At 48.3% G+C, this 25,097-nt stretch carries 19 protein-coding genes; 16 read left to right on the forward strand and 3 right to left on the reverse strand.

Annotation, left to right across the window (positions count from 1 at the left end; genetic code table 11):
- Positions 1 to 171: 171 nt before the first annotated feature.
- The 12 genes from ACTQZS_RS11835 (at position 172) to ACTQZS_RS11890 (ending at position 11,474) form a co-directional block, all read left to right on the forward strand.
- Positions 172 to 1,263, forward strand: a complete 1,092-nt coding sequence (locus tag ACTQZS_RS11835; protein ID WP_441475987.1) for a sugar ABC transporter substrate-binding protein — start codon at positions 172 to 174, stop codon at positions 1,261 to 1,263.
- 308 nt (positions 1,264 to 1,571) lie between these two features.
- Entirely contained in the window at positions 1,572 to 2,678 is a 1,107-nt protein-coding gene (locus tag ACTQZS_RS11840) for a substrate-binding domain-containing protein (RefSeq protein ID WP_441475988.1), read from the forward strand.
- A gap of 289 nt (positions 2,679 to 2,967) precedes the next feature.
- Complete coding sequence (locus tag ACTQZS_RS11845) at positions 2,968 to 4,449, forward strand: sugar ABC transporter ATP-binding protein (protein ID WP_441475989.1); 1,482 nt, start codon at positions 2,968 to 2,970, stop codon at positions 4,447 to 4,449.
- 13 nt (positions 4,450 to 4,462) lie between these two features.
- A complete protein-coding gene (locus ACTQZS_RS11850; RefSeq protein WP_441475990.1) occupies positions 4,463 to 5,464 on the forward strand; it encodes an ABC transporter permease in 1,002 nt (333 codons plus the stop codon).
- 14 nt (positions 5,465 to 5,478) lie between these two features.
- Positions 5,479 to 6,510 carry an ABC transporter permease gene (locus ACTQZS_RS11855; RefSeq protein WP_441475991.1) on the forward strand — a complete coding sequence of 344 codons (1,032 nt, stop codon included), beginning with the start codon at positions 5,479 to 5,481 and terminating at the stop codon, positions 6,508 to 6,510.
- 273 nt (positions 6,511 to 6,783) lie between these two features.
- Entirely contained in the window at positions 6,784 to 7,833 is a 1,050-nt protein-coding gene (locus ACTQZS_RS11860; protein ID WP_441475992.1) for a uroporphyrinogen decarboxylase family protein, read from the forward strand.
- 42 nt (positions 7,834 to 7,875) lie between these two features.
- Positions 7,876 to 8,202 (forward strand): L-rhamnose mutarotase, encoded by a 327-nt coding sequence (locus ACTQZS_RS11865; RefSeq protein ID WP_441475993.1) that lies wholly within the window; start codon positions 7,876 to 7,878, stop codon positions 8,200 to 8,202.
- A 456-nt stretch (positions 8,203 to 8,658) separates the two neighbouring features.
- Positions 8,659 to 9,261, forward strand: coding sequence for an NUDIX hydrolase (locus tag ACTQZS_RS11870; protein ID WP_441475994.1), 603 nt, complete (start codon positions 8,659 to 8,661; stop codon positions 9,259 to 9,261).
- A gap of 23 nt (positions 9,262 to 9,284) precedes the next feature.
- Positions 9,285 to 9,992, forward strand: a complete 708-nt coding sequence (locus ACTQZS_RS11875; protein WP_441475995.1) for a hypothetical protein — start codon at positions 9,285 to 9,287, stop codon at positions 9,990 to 9,992.
- 197 nt (positions 9,993 to 10,189) lie between these two features.
- Positions 10,190 to 10,759 carry an HD domain-containing protein gene (locus ACTQZS_RS11880; protein WP_441475996.1) on the forward strand — a complete coding sequence of 190 codons (570 nt, stop codon included), beginning with the start codon at positions 10,190 to 10,192 and terminating at the stop codon, positions 10,757 to 10,759.
- Between the two features lie 92 nt (positions 10,760 to 10,851).
- A complete protein-coding gene (locus ACTQZS_RS11885; RefSeq protein ID WP_441475997.1) occupies positions 10,852 to 11,157 on the forward strand; it encodes a type II toxin-antitoxin system RelB/DinJ family antitoxin in 306 nt (101 codons plus the stop codon).
- Positions 11,154 to 11,474, forward strand: coding sequence for a type II toxin-antitoxin system RelE/ParE family toxin (locus tag ACTQZS_RS11890; RefSeq protein WP_441475998.1), 321 nt, complete (start codon positions 11,154 to 11,156; stop codon positions 11,472 to 11,474). The genes ACTQZS_RS11885 and ACTQZS_RS11890 overlap by 4 nt, the downstream gene beginning before the upstream one ends.
- A gap of 144 nt (positions 11,475 to 11,618) precedes the next feature.
- Here ACTQZS_RS11890 and ACTQZS_RS11895 read toward each other — a convergent pair whose 3' ends face one another.
- Entirely contained in the window at positions 11,619 to 13,610 is a 1,992-nt protein-coding gene (locus ACTQZS_RS11895; protein WP_441475999.1) for a GGDEF domain-containing protein, read from the reverse strand.
- 386 nt (positions 13,611 to 13,996) lie between these two features.
- Here ACTQZS_RS11895 and ACTQZS_RS11900 point away from each other — a divergent pair, with 386 nt between their 5' ends.
- The gene (locus tag ACTQZS_RS11900; RefSeq protein WP_441476000.1) at positions 13,997 to 15,073 is read left to right on the forward strand and encodes a GGDEF domain-containing protein; all 1,077 of its coding nucleotides are present in this window, start codon (positions 13,997 to 13,999) and stop codon (positions 15,071 to 15,073) included.
- Between the two features lie 97 nt (positions 15,074 to 15,170).
- Here the strand turns inward: ACTQZS_RS11900 and ACTQZS_RS11905 are convergent, their stop codons facing one another.
- Complete coding sequence (locus tag ACTQZS_RS11905) at positions 15,171 to 16,160, reverse strand: guanosine polyphosphate pyrophosphohydrolase (protein WP_441476001.1); 990 nt, start codon at positions 16,158 to 16,160, stop codon at positions 15,171 to 15,173.
- A 220-nt stretch (positions 16,161 to 16,380) separates the two neighbouring features.
- Between ACTQZS_RS11905 and ACTQZS_RS11910 the strand changes: the two genes are divergently transcribed.
- Positions 16,381 to 18,276: a sensor histidine kinase gene (locus ACTQZS_RS11910; protein WP_441476002.1), complete on the forward strand. Its 1,896-nt coding sequence runs from the start codon at positions 16,381 to 16,383 to the stop codon at positions 18,274 to 18,276.
- Between the two features lie 228 nt (positions 18,277 to 18,504).
- On the forward strand, positions 18,505 to 18,990 hold the full coding sequence (locus tag ACTQZS_RS11915; RefSeq protein WP_441476003.1) for a flavin reductase: 486 nt from the start codon (positions 18,505 to 18,507) through the stop codon (positions 18,988 to 18,990).
- Between the two features lie 239 nt (positions 18,991 to 19,229).
- On the opposite strand, the gene ACTQZS_RS11920 is transcribed toward ACTQZS_RS11915, so the two are convergent.
- Positions 19,230 to 20,042: a LytR/AlgR family response regulator transcription factor gene (locus ACTQZS_RS11920; RefSeq protein WP_441476004.1), complete on the reverse strand. Its 813-nt coding sequence runs from the start codon at positions 20,040 to 20,042 to the stop codon at positions 19,230 to 19,232.
- A gap of 950 nt (positions 20,043 to 20,992) precedes the next feature.
- On the opposite strand from ACTQZS_RS11920, the gene ACTQZS_RS11925 reads away from it, so the two are divergent.
- A partial coding sequence (locus tag ACTQZS_RS11925; protein ID WP_441476005.1) for an InlB B-repeat-containing protein occupies positions 20,993 to 25,097 on the forward strand: 4,105 nt, incomplete at its 3' end.

Below are 25,097 nucleotides of genomic sequence, written 5' to 3' on the forward strand. Positions count from 1 at the left end.
GAGCACGTGAAGATATGGAGCAATCAACAATTCACATGAGGGAAAATACGTCTGTATCATGCCATCGAACGCGTGAAGATATGGAGCAATCAACAACTAACATGAGGGAAAGCACTTCTGTGTAATGCGTAGGGAGACGCGAATGATGAAGATACAGAGAAAAGGAGAGCAATGGGGCAGGAAGAGCTGAAATCAGATAGATTTAAATCAGATATTTTGACATCGGATAATTTAAAATCAGATATTTTTAAAGTTCTGTGGATTGTGCTGCTCCTGGCTGCAGTGATTGTGCTGTTCAGCGGATGCGGTACGCCGGTTGTATCGGATGCCGCATCTGCTAAGGGACTCTCTGCGGAATCCTCCGAGGTGCAGAATGTTCAGACAGGAGAGACTCCCCCTGTCTGCGGAGTCAGTATCGCGTCTGATCAATCTGCCTATCAGGTGCGTCTCTATCAGATTATGCAGAAACAGGCTGAGGAAAAAGGAATACAGCTTATCTGGAAGTATGCGGACTGGGATGCATCGCTTCAGAACCGGCAGATTCGCGAGCTTATCGATGATAAAGTAGATGTGCTGATTATCTGCCCTGTAAATTCGAAGTCAATGCTGGATTCCCTGAAAGAGGCACGCAGCAGGGAAATACCGGTGGTTAACCTGAATATGAAGGTAGATGCTTATTCTGCAGTCTATATCGACACGTATGTTGGAGCAAGCTCTCAGGAGGAAGGCAGCCTTGCGGCACAGCTGACAACGGATTTGCTTCCCGACGGAGGAAAGGTAGCGATTCTGGAGGGCACTCCGGGGACAGATCCGCAGATCTATCGTACACAGGCATTTGTTGATGAGCTGGGAGACCGGCCGGATATTCAGATCGCTGATATTCGGAGCGCTGACTGGAACCGTCAGGAAGCGGAGAAGGAGACAGAACGTTTGATCAGGCGGATTCCTGACCTGAGGCTGATATACTGCCAGGATAACAACATGGCCGCAGGAGCTGTAGCAGCCATTGAGGAGGCGGGAAAGGAGCAGACTATTGAGGTGATCGGAATCGGAGAGGCAGATCAGGAGACAATAGATTTGCTGCGAAAAGGATGTCTGAAGGGATTTGTCGTTCAGGATCCGGAATTTGAGGCAAAAAGTGCAGTTAATTGTGCTGTACATCTGGCGGAGGGAGAGGATGTAAGACCCTGGATACAGAATCCGGTGAGCATTGTGACAGAGGAGAATGTATCAGATTATCATAAACCGATCGAATATATGTGACAGCCAGCAGGGAGGTCAGTCAAATGTGCGTGGCAGCCAGCGGAGAACGCCGGCTGTTTTTTTACGCGAACAGTGAGCCGCAGCCGAATGCGAAGTATTCGTGTGCGGCGAGCGTCGCGATAGCGAGATAAAACTCGCGCAGCGTGTTTTATCTCGTTGTTGTTCGGATTTATAAAACAACATCTGAAAAAAAAGACAACATGCATGAAAAAATTGAATTCCTAATAATATTATAAAAGATTACAGTAGATATAACATTTGCAGGAGCGTTGTTATTAAATTTTTATTTCATGAGGAGGAAATGGAAAATGAAAAAGAAGCTGCTGGTTACGTTACTATCTGCTGCAATGGCACTGACGATGGGAGCTTGCGGCTCCTCCGGGAAAACCGCGGACAGTTCGGCAAAGGCATCCTCCGATACGAAGGAAGCGTCGGAGAGCACATCGGTATCCGCAACTTCCGCGGTAGAAGCTGCTGCGGAGGTAAAGAAAGCCGAGACCGGAGACACACCGACCATCGCATTTGTGCCGAAGGTCATGGGCCAGGCATGGTGGGATTACGTGCAGAAGGGCGTTGAAGAATGGTCGAAGGACACGGGATACGATGTTATTTACAAAGGCCCGACGGAAATCGACGCGGCGGCACAGGTTCAGATCATGACGGATCTGGTAAATCAGGGCGTTGATATCCTCTGCTTCTCGCCCAATGATCCGGACGCGTGTGAGGCGATCTGCAAGCAGGCCAGAGACAAAGGAATTATCGTGATCTCGACAGAGGCTTCCGGAATGGAGAATATCGATTATGATGTGGAAGCTTTTGATGAGGCCGGAATGGGCGGCTTCCTGATGGATCAGCTGGCATCATCCATGGGTGAAAAGGGACAGTATATCACCATGGTCGGATCTATGACGATGGAGTCACAGAATAACTGGGCAGATGCAGCAGTTGCGCGACAGGAAGAAGCATATCCGGACATGGAGCTTGTAGCGGATAAGAGAGTGGCGGATGATTCTGATGCAGAGAAAGCTTATGAGCTTACCAAGCAGCTGCTGCAGAAATATCCGGATCTGAAGGGAATTCTGGGAACCGGTTCCTTTGATGCACCTGGTGCAGCGCGTGCGATTCAGGAGCTTGGACTGCAGGGCAAGGTATTCGCGATTTCCGTTGCAATGCCCAGTGAGGTAAAGGACTATCTGGCAGATGGTACGCTTCAGAGTGTCGCGCTCTGGGATCCGTCAATATCAGCTAAGGTTATGCTGAATGCCGGTGTAGATTTGTTCAACGGAAAGAAGATTGAAGACGGAATGGATCTGCAGGAAAAAGGCTATGAGGCGGTTAAGCTGAATGATAAGGTGATCGTTGGTGATGGCGCAATTGCGATCACAAACGACAATGTAGACGATTTCGGATTCTGATTTACGCGAACAGTGAGCCGCAGCCGAATGCGAAGTATTCGTGTGCGGCGAGCGTCGCGATAGCGAGATAAAACTCGCACAGCGTGTTTTATCTCGTTTACGAAAAGGAGATCCGGCCTGGTTCTGCATTTGGCAGGATGGCCGGATCTCTGCGATATAACACCCGGCTTTCTTAACGCGAACATCGCGACAGAGAGGTAACATCGCGAAGGGCGCAGAATCCCGCTGCATTCTCTTCCTGTTCTACGAAGTGAAGCCTGTGATATCAATAGAGAAGGAGCTTGAATCAATGTCAGAATATTTACTTGAGATGTCCGGTATCTGCAAAGCGTTTGCCGGAGTGCAGGCACTGGATCATGTGAATTTCCATATCCGTCCGGGAAAGGTAATGTGTCTTGCCGGGGAGAACGGATGCGGGAAATCTACCCTGGTAAAAATTATATCCGGTGTATACGTGAGGGATGAGGGAGAGGTCATTTTTCAGGGACAGAAGCTGGACAGAATCACACCGGCTGAGGCGACCCGGCTCGGAATTCAGGTTATCTACCAGGATCTTTCCATTTTTCCGAATCTGACGGTTCGCGAGAATCTGGCGATCAATTCAGAGATAACAGACCGCAGGAAAATCGTTGATCGTAAACGGTGGACGAAGACCGCTGAGGAGGCACTGGCCAGAATCGGATACCAGATTGATCTGGATGTAAAAATGGGAGAGCTGAGCGTGGCGGATAAACAGCTAGTGGCTATCTGCCGGGCACTTCTCTTCAATGCCCGTCTGATCATCATGGATGAGCCGACGACAGCGCTCACCAAGAGAGAGGTAGATGCTCTTTTCCGTACTGTGAGAAAACTGAAGGAAGAGGGAATCGCCATTATGTTTATCAGTCATAAGGTGGAAGAGATTTTTGAAATTTCGGATGACGTATGTATCATGCGTAACGGAAAGAATGTCTTTGAAGGGCCCACCACAGAGCTGACTGCGGATGATTTTTCCTATTATATGACCGGAAGAAGGATTCAGCCGGATCCGTTTGTGCCGGAGCACATCCAGGAAAAACCGGTGCTCGAGGTAGAAAATCTGAGCGCGGATCCCTACTATCACGATATCAGTTTCCAGCTGAGAAAGGGAGAAATTCTGGGGATTACTGGACTGCTTGGTTCGGGACGCACAGAGCTTGCCATGAGTCTGTTCGGCCTCATTCATCCGGATTCGGGGAAAATTCTTCTGAATGGACAGCCGGTCAGTATCAAATCGCCGGTAAAGGCAAAAGAGCTGCGGATTGGATATGTTCCGGAGGATCGCCTGACAGAAGGACTGTGTATGCGGCAGCCGATCGCGGATAATATCATGCTTGCATCTCTTGACAAGGTTTCCAGAAGAGGAATTCTGAACCATCGTAAGCTTTTTTCGGAGGCCTGCAAGTGGGTGAAGACATTTTCGATCGCAACGGATGATCCTCACAAATATGCACAGACATTGTCCGGAGGCAATCAGCAGAAGATTGTTCTCTCAAAGTGGATGAACAATAATCTGGATATTCTGATTCTGAACGGGCCGACTGTAGGTGTTGACATCGGCGCAAAGCAGGATATTCACCATCTTGTGCACGGTCTGGCGCATAAGGGGCTGGCGGTCATTATTATATCGGATGATATATCTGAGGTCGTGACGAACTGCAGTCGGGTCATTGTCATGAAAGAAGGCTCGATTGTCGGAGAGATGAAATCAGAAGAAATCACGGATCAGAGGATCACGGAAATCATTCACTGAGGGGGTATCTGCAATGAACAAAACAGCTTGGAAACGTCTGACGAAACGGACGGAATTTTATATTTTTATTGTTCTCATCGCCTTGGTGGTGGGGGTTCAGATCATCTCTCACGGGCAGCTGCTGGAACCGACGACGCTCGTCACGATTCTCCGGGGCATGGTAGTGGATGGTATGTTCGCGCTGATCTGTCTGATCGTTATGATTTCCGGCGGATTTGATCTGTCATTTCCGGCAATTTCCGCATTTGCATATTCGGCGGCAACGACGATCTGTGTTAATCAGGGGTGGTGTGAGACAAATCCGCTTGCGGGATTTCTGCTTGCAATACTCTTTGGAGCAATACTTGGAGCCTTTAACGGCTGGATTATCGCGAATTTTAAACTCAATACGATGATCGTTACGTTGGGTACACAGACATTTTTCACTGGTCTGACCATGGGATTATTTCAGATGAAGGAAATAACCTCGACTCTTCCCGCATCGTTCCGGGCGCTTGGCGAGAGTTATTTCTTCGAGGTTTACAATTCACAGGGACAGCGGTCGACGCTGACAACTTCAATTGTTTTTCTGATCATCATGATCGCCGTAACCTCGTTCATACTTCGGAAAACAATGTTCGGCCGTGCGCTTTACGCAATTGGAGGCAATGAAGTATCCGCGGAACGGGCAGGATATAATGTGAAGCGCACAAAATTTATCCTGTACGTTGTAGTCGGCGCACTCGCGGGATTCATCGGAATGGTACGGGTTTGTCTTGCAAGACAGTCCATCCCGAAGGCCATGGTCGGTAAGGAAATGGCAATTATTCCAGCGGTTATCCTGGGAGGAGCGAGTATCTTCGGAGGAGAAGGCACTGTGTTTGGAACAATCTGCGCGATCGGGCTGATCACGGTTGTGTCCAACAGCATGCTCCTGGTAGGAATCGACTCTTATTGGCAGAATTTCTTCAATGGACTGGTGATATTGATCGGCATTACGATCTCAGCCGTACAGGCAAAGAGACAGCGCAGATAAGGAGGCTGGGACAGATGAAATTCAAGAGTTTCGCAAATAAAAACCAATATACGGTCATGCTTCTCGTTATGTTGGCTGCAGTTTTGGTGTTTTTCTCCATTACCAGGGGAAGTCTTCTGTGGACTGGCGATGCCTGGTACGGAATGGCGATGCAGTTTCCCGAGTACGGTCTGATGACACTCGGCGTAATGTTTTGCTTTTTAACCGGCAATATTGATATGTCATTTGTGGCATTGGGAAATTTTGCAACGATATTTGCCGTGCGGTTTATGGCGGCAAACGCACCGGAGGGAGCGTCCGAAGGGCATGTACGTGCTGTTATTCTGGCAGGAATTCTGATCACGCTTCTGATTTGCCTGATTGGCGGCTGTATTAATGGAATACTTGTCACAAAACTGGGAATTCCTCCGGTTATGGCCACGATAGCCATGCAGCTGGTATGGCAGGGCTTATCCACGGCCCTCACACAGGGAAATACCGTTACCGGCCTTCCTGCTATGTATACAGAAATCGGGCACTCACAATTGTTTGGTTTTCTTCCGTTTCCGCTGTTTATCTTTATCGTCGCGTTTATTGGCTGTGCATTGATCATTCGCTACACGGTGTACGGAGAGATGATTTACATGATAGGAACGAATGTTAAAGCGGTGCGGTATTCCGGAATCAACACCGACCGTGTGGTTATTCTGACATTTGTGCTCACGGCGCTGATTTCCGGTGTCGGCAGCCTGATCATGGTATCGACGATGGCATCCGCCAAGGCGGATTATGGCTCGTCCTATGTGATGCGGGTGATCCTGATTCTTGTCCTTGCCGGCATTCTGCCGGACGGAGGAATGGGAAAGATCTCCGATCTCCTTCTGGCAATTGTTATCATTCAGATCATTGCTTCCGGTGTAAATATGTTTGCAAATCTTAATACATATTACGCAAGCCTGATCTGGGGAGCACTGCTCCTGATTGTACTGATCATGAGTACAAAGCTGTCTGGAGGAATTTTCCGGATTCGTGATGATAAGAAGAAAAAACAGGTGAGCACACAATAAACATAAATGCTGTAAAATTCAACGTGCTGCACAGCCGGGTAATCCTGCAGACATTAATATTCTGAGCGTTGTGCTGTATTTGAAGTTGATATTTGAAGTTGATATTTGAAGTTGATATTTGAAGTTGTTATCACATTGTGAAACATACGAAGTTATGAAACGTGTGAAAACATACGAAGTTATGAAACGTGTGAATTGAAACACATGAAGTGGAACGTACGAAGTGAAATCTACGAATTATATTTTGTGTAAGAGATAAGAGAGGTCCAGAGAATGAATAGCATTGAAAGATTTTACGCAACCATTGAACGCAGACCGGTAGATCGTCCCGCCTGCTGGCTGGGAGATCCGACACTTGCCGCTGTGCCGGCACTTTGCAAGTTTTATGGAGTGGACAATGTCAATGAGTTGAAAAAGGTATGCGGAGATGATTTCTACGCAGTTGATATCCCATACGAGTCGCCGCACTGTTCGGCCATCTTTGCGGCGTTCGACTGGTACATGAACGGAAGTAATGTGGACACGGAGCACAGGACACTTACGGCTGACGGGTGCTTCGCACATTGTGAGGATCTGGACGATGTGAAGGCAGTCAATTTCCCCTGGCCGGATCCGGAGAAATATATCAGCGTTGAAGAATGCAAAAGAAGAGTAGAAGAGGCACCGGCGGACAAGACGGTTTTTGCTCTGATGTGGGCCTGTCACTTCCAGGACACATGCGCGGCGTTCGGAATGCAGACTGCCCTGATGAATATGATAGAGGATCCAGAGATGGTACATTATGTAGATGACCATATCGTGGACTTTTATTTAAAGGCACAGAAGATATTCCTCGAGGCGACAAAGGGAAAGGTTCATGCGATGCTGATCGGAGACGATATCGGAAGCCAGAGGGGCCTTATGGTCAGCCCGCAGGTTATCCGGGAGTTCATTCTTCCCGGAGCGAAAAAGCTGATTGATCAGGCGCATTCTTACGGTGTAAAAATCATATATCATTCATGCGGATCCATTGTGGATGCGATCCCCATGCTGATCGAGGCAGGTGTAGATGCCATCCACCCGATTCAGGCACTTGCCGCAGGCATGGACGCGAAGAACCTGAAGGAAAAATTCGAGGGTAAGGTATCCTTCTGCGGAGGCGTGGATACACAGGATCTGCTTCCGAACGGAACCCCTGAGCAGGTTCGTGCAAAGGTCCGGGAGCTGCGGGAATTGTTCCCCACCGGACTGATTATTTCACCGAGCCATGAGGGTCTGCAGCCGGATGTTCCGCCGAGGAATGTAAAGGCTCTGTTTGATGAAGCAACCAAAATTTACGACTAACAGATTGTGAGAGCTTGACTCTGTCAGGAGGTGGAGATACTGATGAATAAGAGATTCGGACAGATGATTCGGATAAAGCCGGGTGATCTGGAACAATATAAAAAATATCACGCGAATCCGTTTCCCGGTGTCAACGAGATGATCCGGAAATGTCACCTGAAGAACTATTCGATTTACTCGAGAGGAGATTATCTCTTTACTTACTTCGAGTATGACGGAGACGATTACGACCGGGATATGGCAATGATGGCAGCAGACCCGGCAACACAGGACTGGTGGGATCATGTGAAGCCCTTGATGCAGCCGCTGGATGACAGAAAAGAAGGGGAATTCTGGTCAGATATGGAGGAAATCTATCATCTCGACTAAACCCTGAACATATATTTTGTATTTATTTGCGGGGATCCTTCCATGCGCGTCCGTATATCGGCCGGTCGGGCATGGGAGGATCCTTTGCGTAGGTTTAAAAGGGAAACCCGGAATATGCTTTTGTTCTTCCTGCCACAGGTCTGCGATGTTTTCTCTCGGCTTTTTCAGTGAAGACCTTCCGTCTGTGACATTTCCCCTTTCATAACCATCAATCCCATTATTAATTATCCTGGATTGACCCATGGACTGCATGGTTTTTCTGGAGGAACCTGCGGAAAAGGAGGGCACAAACCACGGCGGGCTGCTTGCTGTAATGATTTTACTCACGTATAATCGGGATGAGACCCGGAGTTTATCACAAAGCGGTGCAATCTGCCGGGTAATGATTTTACTCACGTATCATCGGGATGAGACGGCAGAGGATATCTGCCAGCAACACACGAAAGGATTTAATATATGAAAAAAGATGAAGACCTGATCTGGACTCCGGTTTCCGTGGAACATATTGTGCAGGATGAGTGGATTGATTTCCGGAAGGTAAAATACCGTTACCCGGACGGCAGGGAATTTGAGCCGTTTTATCAGTACAGCAGGAGAGATTATTCGGTGATCGTTCCGGTAACGGAAGACGGAAGATTTCTGTGTGTGCGCCAGTTCAGGCACGGAATCGGTGAGGTGACGACGGAGTTCCCGGCGGGAGGTATCGAGCCGGCTTCTTCGGTGTCAGCAGGAGCAGCGGATGTTCGTGAAAGCGCTCTGCAATGCGCAGTAAGAGAACTGCGGGAGGAAACCGGATTTATCTCTGAAGACTGGACCCCTCTCTCGGTTATCCCATCCGATGCAACGCTTTCAGATAATTACGCCTATCTCTTTCTTGCGCGAAACTGCCGAAAGAACTCGGAGCAGAGTCTGGATGAAACAGAGGATCTGGAGCCTGAGCTCCTGACAGAAGAGCAGATTGAGAAGCTGATCCGCGCGGGTAAATTCCAGCAGAGTATACACGTGATGGCGTATCTGCTGGCGCTGCGGATACTGAATGGGCAGAACTACAACCCGTAAACAATTTAACGGCGGAGGTGTGTATGGATAGAGAGACAACCCGGAAAGTGGTAATGATCTTGATTGCGGTGTCGGCGGCGATTTACCTGCTGCAGATTGCAATTTTCCACGAGGAGAGAACGACAGCGTTCTACATTCTTCAGGATCTGGCGTTTATGCCGGTCACGATTGCGATCGCGACCCTGGCTGTCGGGGAGATCATAAATGATCGGGAGAAAAAAGACCGCCTGGAAAAAACGAGAATGCTGACAAGCTCGTTTTTCACAGGTATGGGAGCTTACCTGATGCACGAGATTCTCGGGATGACGAACGCGGATGCCTTCATCCACGAGGTCGTGAGGTCGGGAGCAGATCTGCCCGGAACGGAAGGGGAGATTCGGAAAAGGATACAGGAAGCAAAGCTGGCGGTTCACATTGACGTGGCCGGGTATACAAAGGCGCGGCAGATCATAACGGCGAACCAGACCAATATTCTGGTGATCGCATCCAACCCGCTGATCATCGAACATGAATGCTTCACGGAAATGCTTTGGGGCGTGTTTCACCTGATGGATGAATTCCGACTTCGTGGAACCTGGGATGATCTGTCAAAGGAGGATATCTACCACTTTAATCAGGATTTTGAAGAGGTTCTTCGTCTGATGCTGATGAACTGGGTCGGAAATGCGCGGTATTTGAAGGAAACGTATCCGGCGTTTTATGCCGCGGCATCATCCAGAATCGAGAAATGAAAGGATACTTCCGGCAGAGGGCTTATGGATCGGGAGATGAAAAGATATCGCCGGCAGAGGGGTTGTGGATCGGGAAATGAAAAGATATTGGCAGCAGAGAGCTTGATGAAAGAACCTCAGAGGTAAAAAGATGACGTTGACATAAAAATTGAAAAACGCATAATGGTGGTACATTTGACATTAAAGGAGCAGCAGACATGGAAAAACTGACAATTGATGAGGCAAAGCGGATCAATGATACGATGGTTTCGGAGGAACATCTGAAGCTGCATGCGGCGAACGTGGCGGCGTGTATGGGTGCGATGGCAGAGCATTTCGGGGCGGACAGGGAGCACTGGGAGGCGGTCGGGTATCTCCATGACTATGATTATGAGAAATTTCCGGAAGAGCATCTGCAGCATACGGAAAAGGAGCTTCTCGGCGAGGGGGTTCCGGAAGAGGATGTGAGAGCAATCATGAGCCACGGGTACAGCATCTGCACGGATGTGAAGCCGGAGACCGACATGGAGAAAAGCCTTTTTACCGTGGATGAGCTCAGTGGCATTATTCAGGCAGCGGCACGGATGCGGCCAAACGGAATCACCGACATGGATATTAAAGGTTTCATGAAGAAGTTTAAGAGTAAGAGTTTTGCGGCCAAATGCGACCGCGCTCTGATCATTTGCGGCTGTGAGATGCTTGGGATGGATGTCCGGGAAGTGGCGGAGATTTGCATTCGCGGTATGAAGGATCATGCGGAAGAGCTCGGGCTTGCGGGCGGTCATTGAGCTGGAATAATGTATTATCATTGGAAACGGGCATAACAATAGCTTGAATTGTAACGCATATAGCGTTACAATAAATAAAAGGAGTGGATAATATGGAGAAAACGGCAACACTCAATTTACGAGTTAATCCTGCAACGAAAAAGTCAGCTGAAGATGTGCTTTCACGTCTTGGAATTCCTATGTCTACAGCTATTGATATGTATTTAAGGCAGATTACGCTCACCGGTGGAATCCCTTTTAGAGTTGCATTACCTCAGGCACCAGATGATCTTAATGCGGATTTAATGACGACTGCAGAGATTCATACAAAATTGCAGGAAGGCTTTGAGGATATTGAAGCTGGACGAGTACAGGATGCAAAGGCAGCATTTACAGCTTTTAGAGAGAGTCATAGATGAGAGAATATCCGGTAAAAATTACTGAGAAAGCATTGCGTGATATGGATGGGATATATGAGTATATCGCGTTTAATTTGCAATCACCGGAAAATGCTATGGGGCAGTATGACAGAATAGCGGATTGTGTACTTGGACTTGGCTGCTTTCCAGAGAAATTCAGGCTGGTAGACTTTGAACCGGAGCACTCGCAAGGCCTTAGGCGAATGTTAGTAGATAATTACTCAGTATTTTATGTGTTCAAGAAAGAGGCTGTCACGGTAGCCAGAGTATTATACAGTGCCTCTGATATTGAAAAGAGACTGAGAGAAGACTATTAGCTTTCGGCTGTGCTTTGGCTGCAAAAAGTTAGAATCTGAATCTTATTCTCGAACAGGAATACTTTACAAAGATGCTGTGGGACGTATTGATCTGAGGGATGAATTCCGTCTCCACAGCATCCGGGATGATCGATCAGGGGGCATTTATCGTGCCGCGTGATGAATCTTTTTGCAGCGGTACATGTCCTCGTCGGCATCGTGAATATATTCTTCGATGCGTGAATAAAGCTGGTCTGGCGGGCAGTCCAGGACCGGGTAACTGGTGCCGATGCTGGCAGAAATCTGATCTTGCGCCAGGAGCTCAAGAATACGGCTGCGGCTTTGTGCGATGGTTTCCTCGTCCTGACAGGAGATGACCGCAACAAATTCGTCGCCGCCGTATCGGTAGGTGAAATTGTCCGGCGGGACGGCGCGCAGAATAGCGGATGCGGTCACCTGAAGAATGTGATCACCGTAGGCGTGCCCTCTGGTGTCGTTGATTTCTTTGAAGCCGTCAATATCCAGGAAGAATATTGCAATGAACCTGCCTTTGTCAAGCTCGCCTGAGAGCCATGGAAGAAAGCGCGGTTCAAAGGCGTTCTTGGAGTACAGACCGGTCAGCAGATCACGGTAATAAATCTCGCGAAGAGTGGAGAGGGAGTTCACCAGCTTTCGGTTTGTATCCCATTCGGTGAGTGCGTGGAGCACGATATCCTGAAATTCATAAAAACGCCATTCTTTTATGATAAAACGAGGATTGCGGAGAATGACGAAACCTGCGCAGAGGCTTCGGATATGAAGCGGCAGTACAAGGGTATAGGATCCCTCCCGGATCGCGTCAAGGTGCTTGTTCAGAGCATCTATATTTTTGAACCGGATGGGCCGCATGCCCGGTTCGTTCTGCACTTCCAGGATACGTTCTTTGTCCGCACAGTCCGACCGCAACCGTCCCGGCTCCTTTTGCGCTTCCGGGACATTTTCTCTGGCTTCGATGAGATTCAGGTGTTCCATGGTAAAACAGCCTTCCTCTAATTCCCCGCTTCCGATCCGATCATCGAGAACGATGTAGGCACCGTCGAGGTCCATTGAGGCATAAGAGTCCGCGATGCGCTGCATCAGTTCCGGGAGAGACAGGGAAGGATTCAGCGAGGAGACCATCGAGGAAAAACGTTCATTCCGGTCATCGACATATATGCTGTCCTCGACCTGCCAGGCCAGGTACGCCCGGTAGTTGATCTCGGAGGAGGTCTGACAGCCGCAGCTTTCTGCATAGATAATGCGGGCAGGGGTGTGGACATTTTCAGGCACCTTTTGACCGTTTATCATGCGGTCGAGAATCTCCATTGCATGATAGGCGATCCGCTCCCGGTCAAGGGTAACGGTTGTGACCTGGGGCTGATAGTACATGGCCTTGTCGAGGTTGTCGAAGCCCGTAACCTTGAAGTCCCGCGGGCAGAGCCAGCCGTGTTTTTTCATTTCTATGAGAATTCCAATGGCGATGTTGTCATTGGCGCAGATGAAGGCATCCGGGATTGGGCGGATCGGTTCATCTTTGCCTGCATTGGTTCCTGCGTCGGTGGACCCTGTGCTGCCAGATCGGAAGAACAGCCGCGCTGTCTGAATTCCGGTGGTGACGCTGAAATCATTTTCCAGGAACATATCCTTTGTGAGTGGAATATTGTGTTGGGAGCAGCAGTCGATAAATGCCGCTTTGCGCTCTGCGGACTCTGACATTTCACCGCTGCTTCCGGCAAAAAAGAAGCTGCGGCAGCCATGTACAGTCCACAGATGGTTGAAGAGCTGTCGGACGGCGTTATAGTTGTCGCTGCGAACGCAGGTCATCCCTTTCTCCTGGTTGCAGAGTGTAATGGCGGGGACACCGCTGTTCACAATCATCTGTGCGATGCGGGAGCGCACAATCGTATCCTGTATGCAGGTGAGATCAGCGATAATGCCGTCATAGGAGGAAAAATCCGGAAGGGTGAAGATGGAATACTCGCCCTTGTTGAACTCCGGGTCATGGCTCCAGTTGCCCCAGCTGTGAAATTCGGAAAGTGAGAATCCGCCGTGCTCCTTCATGTACTGCATGATTCCGGTGCTCCAGGCGGATATGATGAAACGGCGCCAGCCATCTGAAAGAAGCAGAATGTTTTTCACGACACAAATGGTTCCTTTCTCAAGAATATATGGAAGAAGAATATACGGGAAAACAGTACCGGAACCTTACAGCGTGGCGGCGAGGCGTGAAGAGGGAGGGTACTGATATTTACGAATACAGTCAGTATACCATCTTTTGACGAGGATGGAGAAAGAAACAGCAATCCTGTGGTAGAATCCCGGCGTGTCAATCCTGTGGGAGAATCCCGGCTAATAAAAACACAGCAATCCTGTGGTAGAAGTACGGCGTTGACAGCACGGAATGAAAACAGCATAATACAGTGAAGGAAATATACGCGAGCAGTGAGCCACATCCGTTCACACAAGGTGTGAAGCGGTAGCACAATTTATCTATAATCTGACACAGGGAGCAGTTGAAAGCGGGTATGAATTTTTTTACAAAGGCAAACTCTTTTTTCGGAGTCGATTTTTTAGAAGAGGAACATGAGGCGCTTGTAAAACGTATTCAGAAGGAAAATTACGAGAATCTGGTGTTTCTGTCCGGTGTTCTGAGTGTACTCTCCGTGCCGGCGATTGTTGCGGTATACTTCGTCTACCGAAGCCGTATGTTCTATTTCTGGATTTATTTTTCGCTGATGATCTGTATCTTTCTGGTTTTCTTTGGTGTCCGTTTTGCCGGGAACAAGGCCGGGAGGAATACGACGCTGAAGATGTACGGCTTCATCAGCATCCTGATGGGATACAGCATAGTACTCAGCACATTGATGAATCCGGATATGATGGCGGTGAAATATATCGCGTTCATTCTGGTGCTGCCGCTTTTTTTCACGGATTATCCTGTTCGGATCGGTTCTTATATTGTGGGATGTACGGCGGTATTCATCGTCTTTGCGGTATTTCACGATTCAAGAAGTATCTTGGCAAAGGATATCATTCATGCCTGTTTCTTTGCCGCGCTGAGCATCGTGATCAGCACCTATGTGTCAAAAATCAAGATTCAGAGGCTGTATTATGAGAAGAAGTGGAAGTATCTCAGTGAAACGGATCTGATGACGGGCCTGAACAACCGGAATCTGTATGAGAGGAGGCTGAAATCCTATGCGGACCGCTGTGAGAATAATCTGTCCTGTGTGTTCGTGGATGTGAACGGTCTGCATGAGGTGGATGTTGAGCTGGGATACGAGGCCGGTGACCGGATGCTGAAGAGTGTCGCCGGGGCATTGCGGGAGCAGTTTGGTACGGATGATACGTACCGGATCGGCGGCGATGAATTTGTTGCCTTTGTTATAGATGAAGAAGATCCGGCGGAGGTCCGGAAAAAGGTCGCGGAGATGAATGCCCGGGTGGAAAGAGAAGGATTCTCGGTATCTGTCGGAGTCTCGAGCATGCGAAAAGAAGAGATCGACATGAACAAACTTACCACAACGGCAGAGCGTGAGATGGGCGATGTGAAGCGCCATTACTACGAACAAACCGGTAAGGACAGAAGATGGAGGTTGTGAGTGCGGCTCGGCATCGTCCGAATTGCAGATTCTGGGAGCCGCGGGATGCCCGGCTTCTGCCGGATTGCAGAAGATGGAGGTTGTGAGACGCCCGGCGTCAGCCGATTTCATCGTTCTGGAACCGGGAGAGATGCTCGTAGGGCAGGATCAGCCGCCCGTGATACAGACCGCACCCGTCATTGATGCGATAGTTGTCAATCGCGGCGAACATATTTACATTGATTTTTGAAAGATCGAGATTTTGCAGGTTCAGGATACGTTCATATGCCTCGTCAAAGCAGGGGCATTCGCCCACGGGGATTTCTCTCCGGCGGCTGCGTTCCTGTTCCTGCCTTTTTTCATAAAGACCGTGATTTGCCTGCCCGATTTCGGCAAGATCGTCCATGTCCTTCGTGCGGAGCTGAATTTCTGTATAGCTTCGCGCCAGGTTGTCAAAGAGGGTCAGATGAAGAGAGCGGTAGCCGCCCTCCTTGGGATTGGCAATGTAGTCCTTGTAGTATGGACGTACGTTTTCATTCAGAAGAGGTGAGGAAACCGGCTGGTCTGTGTGGGAAAGCTGTGCGGTAAAGCCCCTCTCCTCGAGAAAATCCGGCAGAAGATTCGCAATTTCATACAGCGTTTTTTCCTCGAGAGACGTCCGGTCCGTGCCGGGCTTCAGGTGGCAGGCGGGAAGAGAGAGGACGATGCGATAGGCAATCAGGTCTTTGAATCGATTGATTTCATCGCGAAGCTCGGAAACGGGCGGATATGTTCCGTGTTCGGAATGATAATTGTAGATGTGGCTCACGATGTAGCCGTTGAATTTTTCCTCGGTGCGGATGAGCGATTTGATCCGTCCGCGGAATGTAAAGGAATAATTGCCGTAGTGCTCCGCCATATATTGGTAGAATTCGCGGATTCTCTGCGACTGTGAGGTGAGGAAGTTGTTGTGCTCCAGCAGCTCCTCCATCTGCAGCAGAAAATTCGCGTGCGAGCGGTCCAAAAGATTATGGGTTTTTGAAGCGCTCTCCATGAGATCTCTTGAGTAACTGCGGATGATATGAAGAACGGTATCTCCGGAGTACAGGTAATCGGTTAACTGAATCATTGGCAATCCTCTCCGGAACCGGGGGAAAATGCTTCCGGCTCCTGGCGCGCAGGCAGTTTCTTTGTAGTATATTATTCTGTCGGGAAATGTGCAAGTGCTGAGAAATGTGCCGGTGTGCCCGGCTTTTCCTCCTCGTTTGCAATCGTCGGGCGATATGCTAAAATGGTAGCAGTCAGATTATCTGTATGGAATCGCCCGGACCGGGCAGGAGTAATGGAACGTGCATAAAATTGTAGAATTTCTGAATAAAAACAGGATATGGATCTGCTTCATCTGGATGGGAGTCTGTGTCCTGTGTGTCTTATTTCTTCTTGTTCAGCTGAGTCCGTATCTCAAGGTGGATGATTTAAGCGGTGGCGGAATTGCTGTTCAGAAGCTGGATACAGCAGAAGTTACCGTGAATGGTTCCACACAACAGATGACGCTGCCGACGAATCTGTCTGACCTTGCTCCCGGCACGGAGGTAGAGGTCAGTTTTACTTTTCGGAATCAACGGGCAGACAGCTACATGGAGGTGCGGACGGCCTTTGCTCCGATGACCGTGGAGATTAACGGCAAGCAGGTTTTTTCCTGCGGCGAGAGGGAGGATCGGCCATCCTTTATGAAGGATCCGGGAACGATTGTTCATTTCGTTCCGCTGCAGACGCTGGGCAATGTGAGGGTTACTCTGCACTACACATCCCCTGCGTCGAGGAATTCGCTTTCGATCTCTGCTCTGCGCGTGGCAAACCAGTCCGGTCTTTTCCGGGATATGATGATGCGCATGGGCGTCGAAATGGCGGGAAGCTTTGTCATGCTTTTATTCGGAATCCTTCTGACCATCGTCTCCTTCATGGTTGTGCAGCTCGACCGGAGCGGCATGATTCTACTCTGGCTCGGTGGGTTCATGGCACTGACCGGGCTGTGGGGATGTTCCGGATCTGACATGTCGCACTTCTTCTTGAATGTTCCGAATCTCTGGTATCTGCTCAACTACCTCAGCTTCTTCTGTATGCTTCTGCCGCTGGAGTATCTGGTGGAGGAGAGTGTGAAATTCCGCCATAAAAAGCCCGGTTTTATTTTGAGAGTGATTCACATGATTGCCATACTGACCGCCCTGGTTTTGCAAATGACAGGTACTCTGATGTTCCTTCAGAGTGTGCGGTTTTTCCAGGTGTTTCTTCCGGTGAGTGTATTTTTCTATACGGCAATGGTTATCTATGAGGCAGTGTGGCGCAGAAACAAGGCGGGGATGCTGTGGATGATGCCTATGCTGATTATGTGTGTGTCATGCATCATGGAGCTGGTGTACTACGCGAACTGCATTGCGTATGCCACATCCCGCTATTTCCTCATTGGGTCCCTGATTTTCTGCATCTTTATGTGTATGATCGGCGGCGTTCAGATCCGGAGGTCCATTCAGGTTTCCCGCCGGGAAAGGGAGCAGGAGTATCAGCTGTATCTGATGAACAGAGAGGTCGATGAGCAGAAAAAGTACCAGGACAGCCTGCTGGAACATGAGAGAGAACTGCGGAGGCAGCGGCATGATTATCGCCATCAGCTGACAGTTCTTCAGGAGTATCTCAAGGAGGGAAGGCTGGATGAATTGAAGAGCTACCTGGAGGAACTGGGCCGTGCCATTCCCTGCCACAAGGATATCCGATACACGGAGAACATCGCCATCAATGCGGTTATTACCTATTATGTGCAGATGGCAGAGAATGCCGGTGCGAAGGTGAAGATCAATATTGCGCTTCCCAAAGACATCTCCCACAGCATGGAGCAGAATCTGTGTGTGATTTTCGGAAACCTGCTGGAGAATGCCGCGGAGGCTGTCGGGAGGATAACGGGAGATAATTCTGAGGGCGGGAAGACGATTGCGCTTTCTGCTTTGGTTCATATGGGAAACCTGGTTATTCATATGGAAAACAGTGTGGGCGAAAAACCCAGAAAGTGGGGGCGATTCTTTGTCTCCAGCAAGAGAGCAGAGGTGGGTATCGGGCTGACCAGCATTGCCAATATCGCCTCACAGAACCACGGAGATGCTGAATTCTACTGTAGCAACGGGCTATTTATTTCGGATGTGTATTTCGTTTTTGCCGGAGACAGTGAAGGGAGGCTCTATGGCGGTTCATGACAGCGGGAGCGTCCGGATTCCGGAGGATCTTCCGAAGGACCGGATTCTTCTGTGGACGGAGGGAGGGAATTGATAAATTGACAGCTATTAACCCTGGCTTTCGATGTATTTTGCCATAAAATAAATAATGTGTTGTTTGTTCCTGGCTGAAATGAGTTGAAGAGAGAAAACGATAAACAAAAGCAGAGAACGAAAACAGAGATTGAAGACAGAGAAAGGAAGACAGTTATGGATCACAAGGTGAGTTTTACAATGGATATTTTTGAACAGTTTGACAAGAAGTGGGCGCTGCTGACGGCAGGATCGATGGAGAAGTTCAACACCATGACCGTCAGCTGGGGCGGTCTCGGAACGCTCTGGGGAAAGCCGGTGGCGACGGTCTATGTCAGACAGTCCCGTTACACCCATGAGTTTATGGACAACGGTGAATACTTCACGGTCAGCTTCTATCCGGAGTCCTGCAGAAAGATTCTGGGTGTTCTAGGATCGAAATCAGGAAGAGAAATGGACAAGATGAAGGACTCCGGGCTTACTCCTGAGAAGGCAGGGGAGACAGTGACGTTCCAGGAGGCGGAAGTGACGCTGGTCTGCCGGAAATTATTCCGTCAGACGCTGGATTCCGCAAATATCCCGGCGGATATCGTGAATCAGTACTATGAGGGGCAGGCGGATCACGACATGTATATCGGTGAGGTTGTGGATATTCTCCGGTGAGGGAGGCTCAATCATTAAGGATTCCGATGAACAGGGCTTTTGATAAACAGGGCTTTTGATAAACAGGGCTTTGGGTAAACAAAGCTGTCGGTTATGATATGCAAAGAGCCGGCGATGTTTATGTGCTGAGAGGTGCACATGGCATCGCCGGTTCTTCTGGTTTTCACAGTTATCTATGATTAGATAATTAAGATTTGATTAGAGGGTATTGAAGACCAGGACTACAGAATTTAACAGATTTACTGATTCTGGAAGTACTGGTTGATGCGTTCTTTTACCTCGGCCACTTTTTTGAACGGTATCGGGAGCTCCCTCCCGTCGATCAGAATCACCGACTGATCCTGAATGCGGGCGACCATGGCCATGTTCACGATATTGATCCGGCTGATCTTCAGGAACTGTTCGCCAAGCTTTTCCGTGAATTCTTTCAGCATGGTGCGGGTGCGGATCATAATGGATTCAAGGAATATCTCGGTGTATTTGTTATCGGAGCTGAGATACACGATCTCATCCTGATCTATGTAATGAATCGTTCGATCACAAGCTGTAATGGCCAGTCTCTCGCTTCCTTTCTTCCTTTGTATCTCCCGGTCCACGTATTTCATGAGATAAGAATTCAGCTTTACAGGAAAATGCTCGCTTTCCGTCACCTTCCATTCGCTGATGGGATTGGTGTTGGACAGGTGCATGAGCCAGAGCCTTTCGCCGTCCTGTCTCCATACCGCGACAAGACGCTGTTCAGCCAGACGGATAAAGCTGGATCCCTTATTCGTCACGAGCACGTATTTTCCGATGATCGTGCAGACAGGGCCGGTATTCTGCGCCAGATAATAGGTCTGGTTCATCAGTACGCATGGTATCATCTCTTTCACGATACGTTCAATCTCTGCCTTAAAATTCTCAAAGCCGAGGATAATCTGACCCTCCTGTGCGCCGATCCAGCTCATCTCCGGATCACATACGGCGAAAACCGGTTCCGGATTCTTTTTGTAAAACTCTTCCATGAAGGCTATAGTCAATCGCAACGCTTCATCTGTATATCGTTTCTTCATAGCAATTTCCCCCATTACTAAGAACCTGACAATATGATATCGATATACCGGTCATTCAACTTTGGCGGCAATGCAGGCTGAAAAACTGAAAAGGTTATTGGATGCGCCTGCTGTTATTCGAAATTATAGCGAGGCTTCAACTAATTTTGAATAAAATCATGCAAAATCACTTGCCATTATAAAAAAATAACCTGCTTCAGGGCGTTTTTCACAGTGATGCCATACGATGAGCAGTAAAAGAAACATGGACTTTGCAATTTATCACTCTGAAGTGATAAATTTACAGCGTGCGGAAGAAAACAAATTTGATAGAAATTCACACCCAGTTTTTGGTCATTCACTCCGTTTTGTTGTTTTTGAAAAACGGATTTAATATAATAATATCAGTGTAAATATGTATTTGCAATAAATAGACAAAATATATCAGATGAATTAATAAAATATTAGAAAACTGGAGGGGATGAAGATGGTTTTTTAGGAGATGCTCATTATACTTGTAATGAGCAAAATCGGCAGATGTCAGATGGAAGAAAGCAGCATCTGAAAAGCCGGACACATGAGTATAGCAGATATGCATAGCCAGAATGCGCAGGATTTTATGCATTTTCAGTAACAGGTAAAAGGGTGGAGCTTGAGGTAAATCATTGGTCTATATACACTGCCGGCTTTGAAAGGATAACCGGTTTCTGACAGCAATTCGTGACAGGCAGGTCGGTTTTGGCGGCCACGCTGCGTTTTTGATGAACTGTAAATTTTTTAATTCTACCATTAATATATGGGAAAGTTCAAGCACTGATTTGGCTCTAAACAGTCGCTTTTTTGTACTATTTTTCAGAGAATAATATTGCGACAATACAAGTGAATGGAAAATGACCCGAAGCAGAGAAGGCAGATATCGGTTTCTGTTTTAGCGTGCAGGCTTATAAAACAACTAAATGGAGGGAGCAACTATGAAGAAAAGGAGAAGACGGAGATTTCTAAGTCTCATGCTGGTGCTTTGCATGATTGCGTCCGCCGGCATGATGACGCCGTTGAACACATCGGCAGATTCTACAGATGTAAACCTTACAGAGGAGACGCAGCAGGCGGAGAGCGCCCTGACGGGCGGCGCGGCAGATATGGAGACAGATATTGTATCGGTCACGCAGAACCAGGAGACAATGACCGCAGCGGATACGCAAACTGCGGACATGGGTGCGGTTCCGGAGGAAGCGGAAGCTCCCGCAGCGGAGCAGACCGATGCCGGAACAGAGCAGTCGGATCCGGCAGTGCCGGAATCTGCGAATCTTGCAGAGACAGCGTCCGGGTCTCAGGCAGGTGAGGGGCAGACAGAGGTAAGCACCGATGGAACGCAGGGTACGGTGAACACGGAAGCCCCCGCGGCGGACGAAGAGCAGAAGACAGAACAGAAACAGGATTCTGAAGAAAGCGAAGTGTCCTGGCCGGCGCAGACCTTCACAGGTCACGCCAACAACATCACTGTGAACGTTACAGCAGCGGAGGGAATTTTCCCTGAAGGCACGACGATGGTGACCACAGCGGTATCGGCACAGACGGCCAAGGCAATCGCAAATGCAGCATCGGATGCTGAGGCGGAGGTTGTTGACGCGATCGGCGTTGACATCTCCTTCCGGGATGCATCGGGAAATGAAATTGAACCGAAGGACGGAAAGAACGTACAGGTAAGCATGACCGTTGACACGGCAAGCAGCCTTGACGGAGACAACTTCTCAGTCGTTCATCAATCGGACGACGGAAATGTACAGAAGGTAACTGAAAACGCAACCGCAGAAGGAGCCGTATTTGAGTCAGGCGAGTTTTCCATTTATGTCATCACAGGAAGCGATGAAGCACAAGAACCTGCAATCGCAACCTATTATTTCTATGATGCAGATGGAAATCAGATTGGCGATGTTCAGAAAGTCAAAAACGGCGAAACGGTTTATGCGCCGACTACACCGGAAAAGGCCGGCAGCAAATTCCTTGGCTGGTCCTATACGCAGGATGCAGCTGAGCTTAAGACGGGAGATCCCGGGAACTTCGCACAAATCACTGCATCTGTCAGCACAACCAATGATGTGAAGCTGTACCCGGTATTCCAGCAGGCTTACTATGTGTTCTTCCTGGATGGACAGGGAAGAGTAAGCACCACGAAGGAAGGAACTAGCGGATCCGTAATCGAAGTGTCGGATGTAACGATTCCGCTGGATTCCACGCATTCAGTCACTGGATGGTACACAGCATCTGATCACGTCAATAAGGTCGATTCTGTTACGCTTGCTGATCATAACGTCACGCTTTATCCGAAGGTCGAAGAAGGCCATTATCTGTATTTCTCCAGCGGCGAAGGAGCAAGCTATGTGAAGCCTGTATTCGTTGCGGCAGGAAAAAATACAGTAGAACCGGAAACACCGACGAGACCTGGCTATACCTTTAAATATTGGTCTGTTTCTGAAGATGGTTCTGCTGAATATGCATTCGGCAGCACTATTGAAGAAGATACTACGCTCCATGCGGTATGGAAAGCAAATCGTGACACTAAATATACTGTCATTTATTGGTGGGAAAATGCGAATGACGATAACTATTCCTATCATGAGAACAGTACTGCGACCGGCATAACCGGAAGTAAGATTGATCTGGAAGAAATTAAGAAAGATTATGATGGCTTTACTCTGAATATTGACAAGACAAACGTTGCAAATGCGGACGCAGTGATTGCCGGTGACGGATCGACGATCGTGAATGTCTACTATTCTCGAAATACCTACGAGATTAAGTTCTATAAAGGAGAACGGCAAGGAGGCTGGTTCGGAGGATCTTATTCTTGGAACGAAATGGAGAGCCTGCGCATTTCCGCCAAATACGGAGCAAACATTTCCGACCGCTGGCCAACCTCTACTTCTAAAATCTGGGGCACCAAGGAGGGAAATAATGGACAGGGAGCACAGCCATATCAAAGTGGTATTTCCACAATGCCCCTGAACGGTGCTGCATTCTACTATGTCAGCCAGACGGGTTCCTATACGATGAACCTGCATTACTATGTGGAAGGTCTGGATGGGAAGTATTACTTGCACCACACGGATAGCTTTAAATCCGACAATAACGAGTGGTCAACAACTAAAGAAGATCATTATGATATTGAGGGCTTTACTTATACAAATAATGTAAAAGATGGAAGTAGCTTCGAAAGAGTAAATCGGAATGTTTATAAAGTGTCTTTCGAATACAGCAGAAATAGTTACTCTATAAAATTTGTTAACAGAGACTCAACAACATCAGAAACGTTCAAGTATGGAGCGGATGTCAGCAAAGTTGATTTAACGGCAGCTCCTGTGCGCCCTGCGGGAATACCTTCTGGTTATGTATTTGCAGGATGGTTTGATAATGAGCTTGGTGTAGGTGATCCTGTAACGCTGACAGGAACAATGCCTGCCCACAATATTACTCTATACGCAAAGTGGGCTGCTCCGACATACACTGGAACCGTTCATACGACGATGGACGGCACCGACGACCCGATACAGCTCACCATCAATTACGGAAGTAAGATCAATGAAAATGATATGCCGACCGTAAAGGATTCTGATGGCAATATCATTCAGGAAGGCAGCAGTTCCCATACTGTTACTGTTCCTAAGGGAAATACATGGGCAGGATGGGCAACAAAGTCGGGCGATGACTTTACCATTTATAACTTCAATACACAGGTATACAGTGACATCACACTCTATCCGTACTATATCAACGGGGGAAAATACACAGTTACATATATCCTTGGCGAAGGTACGGGAACGGCTCCGACTGACAGCAAGCAGTATTCCCAGAATGCGTATGCTGATATTCAGCCGGCATCAGGAATTACTCCTCCGGAGGGCAAGACATTCCTTTACTGGAGCCACGGTACGGATAAGTATTATCCGGGAGACAAGGTAAAGATCACAGGCGATCTTGAACTGAACGCTTTCTATGGAGATACTTCTGCATTAACGTCGATTACGTATCATTCCAACTACCCGAAAGGGTCCGGACTGGATGAATTGACCACAAAGATTGATAACCAGGCGAATAACACAGCGATTGCGCTGGAAAAAGCAGGCTTTGCTGCTCCGGATAAGTACTACTTCGCATACTGGAAGGATGCTTCTGGAAAACGGTATGATGTTGGAACAAAGATCGGTATCGACAATAGTTCTGCGAATAATCTCTATGCGGTCTGGGAACAGAAGAAAGAGATCACATTAACGGCAAATTCCGGGGAATTTACTTATGACGGAACTGAACACACTGTTTCCGGCGTAAAGAATAATACGTTTACGATTGATAATGTTACTTATACCGTAAGCGGCTTTACTACACAGAATCCAAAAGAAACGAATGCGGGAACTTATACAAATAATATTCTGAACACCGATTCCATTGTTGTTAAGAATGGAGATGCTGATGTCACCTATCAATTCACTGTAAATACCGAAAACGGATCCTTGAAAATAACGCCAAAGGTAGTAACCGTCACAGCGGACAGCAAGGGCAAGACCTATGGCGAAAAGGATCCTGAATTAACTGCACAAGTAAGCGGCACGCTGGATAACGATACAGTACGCTATACGCTAAGCCGCACTGAAGGCGAAGCTGTTGGTACCTATACAATCACGCCGAGCGGCGAACAAAATCAGGGCAACTATACGGTTACGTATGAGACGGGAACCTTTACCATTAGTAAGTCTGACTCATTGGTACTTACCGCTAACGGTTACGAAGGCGAATACGATGGCGAGTCTCACGCAGCAAGTGCAAACGCAAGCATAACGGAAGGCACAACGATTTCCTATCAGGTAGGAAATGAGGAATGGACGACAGAAGCTCCAAGTATCAAGGATGTCGGTGAGCAGAAAGTTAATGTCAAGGCCGAGAATGCAAACTATGAAACGGCAGAGACAACCGTAACGCTGAAGGTAACCCCGAAGGCAGTAACAGTCACGGCTGAGAACACGGGCAAGACGTATGGAGCTGCTGATCCTGAATTAACTGCACAAGTAAGCGGCACGCTGG

The organism is Bilifractor sp. LCP19S3_H10 (assembly GCF_052119185.1).
GTDB lineage: Bacteria > Bacillota > Clostridia > Lachnospirales > Lachnospiraceae > Bilifractor.

What these genes read in the sequence shown, in the direction of transcription:
- ACTQZS_RS11835 (WP_441475987.1), top strand. Translation starts at nt 172, where the DNA reads ATGGGGCAGGAAGAGCTGAAATCAGATAGATTTAAATCAGATATTTTG.
- ACTQZS_RS11840 (WP_441475988.1), top strand. Translation starts at nt 1,572, where the DNA reads ATGAAAAAGAAGCTGCTGGTTACGTTACTATCTGCTGCAATGGCACTG.
- ACTQZS_RS11845 (WP_441475989.1), top strand. Translation starts at nt 2,968, where the DNA reads ATGTCAGAATATTTACTTGAGATGTCCGGTATCTGCAAAGCGTTTGCC.
- ACTQZS_RS11850 (WP_441475990.1), top strand. Translation starts at nt 4,463, where the DNA reads ATGAACAAAACAGCTTGGAAACGTCTGACGAAACGGACGGAATTTTAT.
- ACTQZS_RS11855 (WP_441475991.1), top strand. Translation starts at nt 5,479, where the DNA reads ATGAAATTCAAGAGTTTCGCAAATAAAAACCAATATACGGTCATGCTT.
- ACTQZS_RS11860 (WP_441475992.1), top strand. Translation starts at nt 6,784, where the DNA reads ATGAATAGCATTGAAAGATTTTACGCAACCATTGAACGCAGACCGGTA.
- ACTQZS_RS11865 (WP_441475993.1), top strand. Translation starts at nt 7,876, where the DNA reads ATGAATAAGAGATTCGGACAGATGATTCGGATAAAGCCGGGTGATCTG.
- ACTQZS_RS11870 (WP_441475994.1), top strand. Translation starts at nt 8,659, where the DNA reads ATGAAAAAAGATGAAGACCTGATCTGGACTCCGGTTTCCGTGGAACAT.
- ACTQZS_RS11875 (WP_441475995.1), top strand. Translation starts at nt 9,285, where the DNA reads ATGGATAGAGAGACAACCCGGAAAGTGGTAATGATCTTGATTGCGGTG.
- ACTQZS_RS11880 (WP_441475996.1), top strand. Translation starts at nt 10,190, where the DNA reads ATGGAAAAACTGACAATTGATGAGGCAAAGCGGATCAATGATACGATG.
- ACTQZS_RS11885 (WP_441475997.1), top strand. Translation starts at nt 10,852, where the DNA reads ATGGAGAAAACGGCAACACTCAATTTACGAGTTAATCCTGCAACGAAA.
- ACTQZS_RS11890 (WP_441475998.1), top strand. Translation starts at nt 11,154, where the DNA reads ATGAGAGAATATCCGGTAAAAATTACTGAGAAAGCATTGCGTGATATG.
- ACTQZS_RS11900 (WP_441476000.1), top strand. Translation starts at nt 13,997, where the DNA reads ATGAATTTTTTTACAAAGGCAAACTCTTTTTTCGGAGTCGATTTTTTA.
- ACTQZS_RS11905 (WP_441476001.1), bottom strand. Translation starts at nt 16,160, where the DNA reads ATGATTCAGTTAACCGATTACCTGTACTCCGGAGATACCGTTCTTCAT.
- ACTQZS_RS11915 (WP_441476003.1), top strand. Translation starts at nt 18,505, where the DNA reads ATGGATCACAAGGTGAGTTTTACAATGGATATTTTTGAACAGTTTGAC.
- ACTQZS_RS11920 (WP_441476004.1), bottom strand. Translation starts at nt 20,042, where the DNA reads ATGAAGAAACGATATACAGATGAAGCGTTGCGATTGACTATAGCCTTC.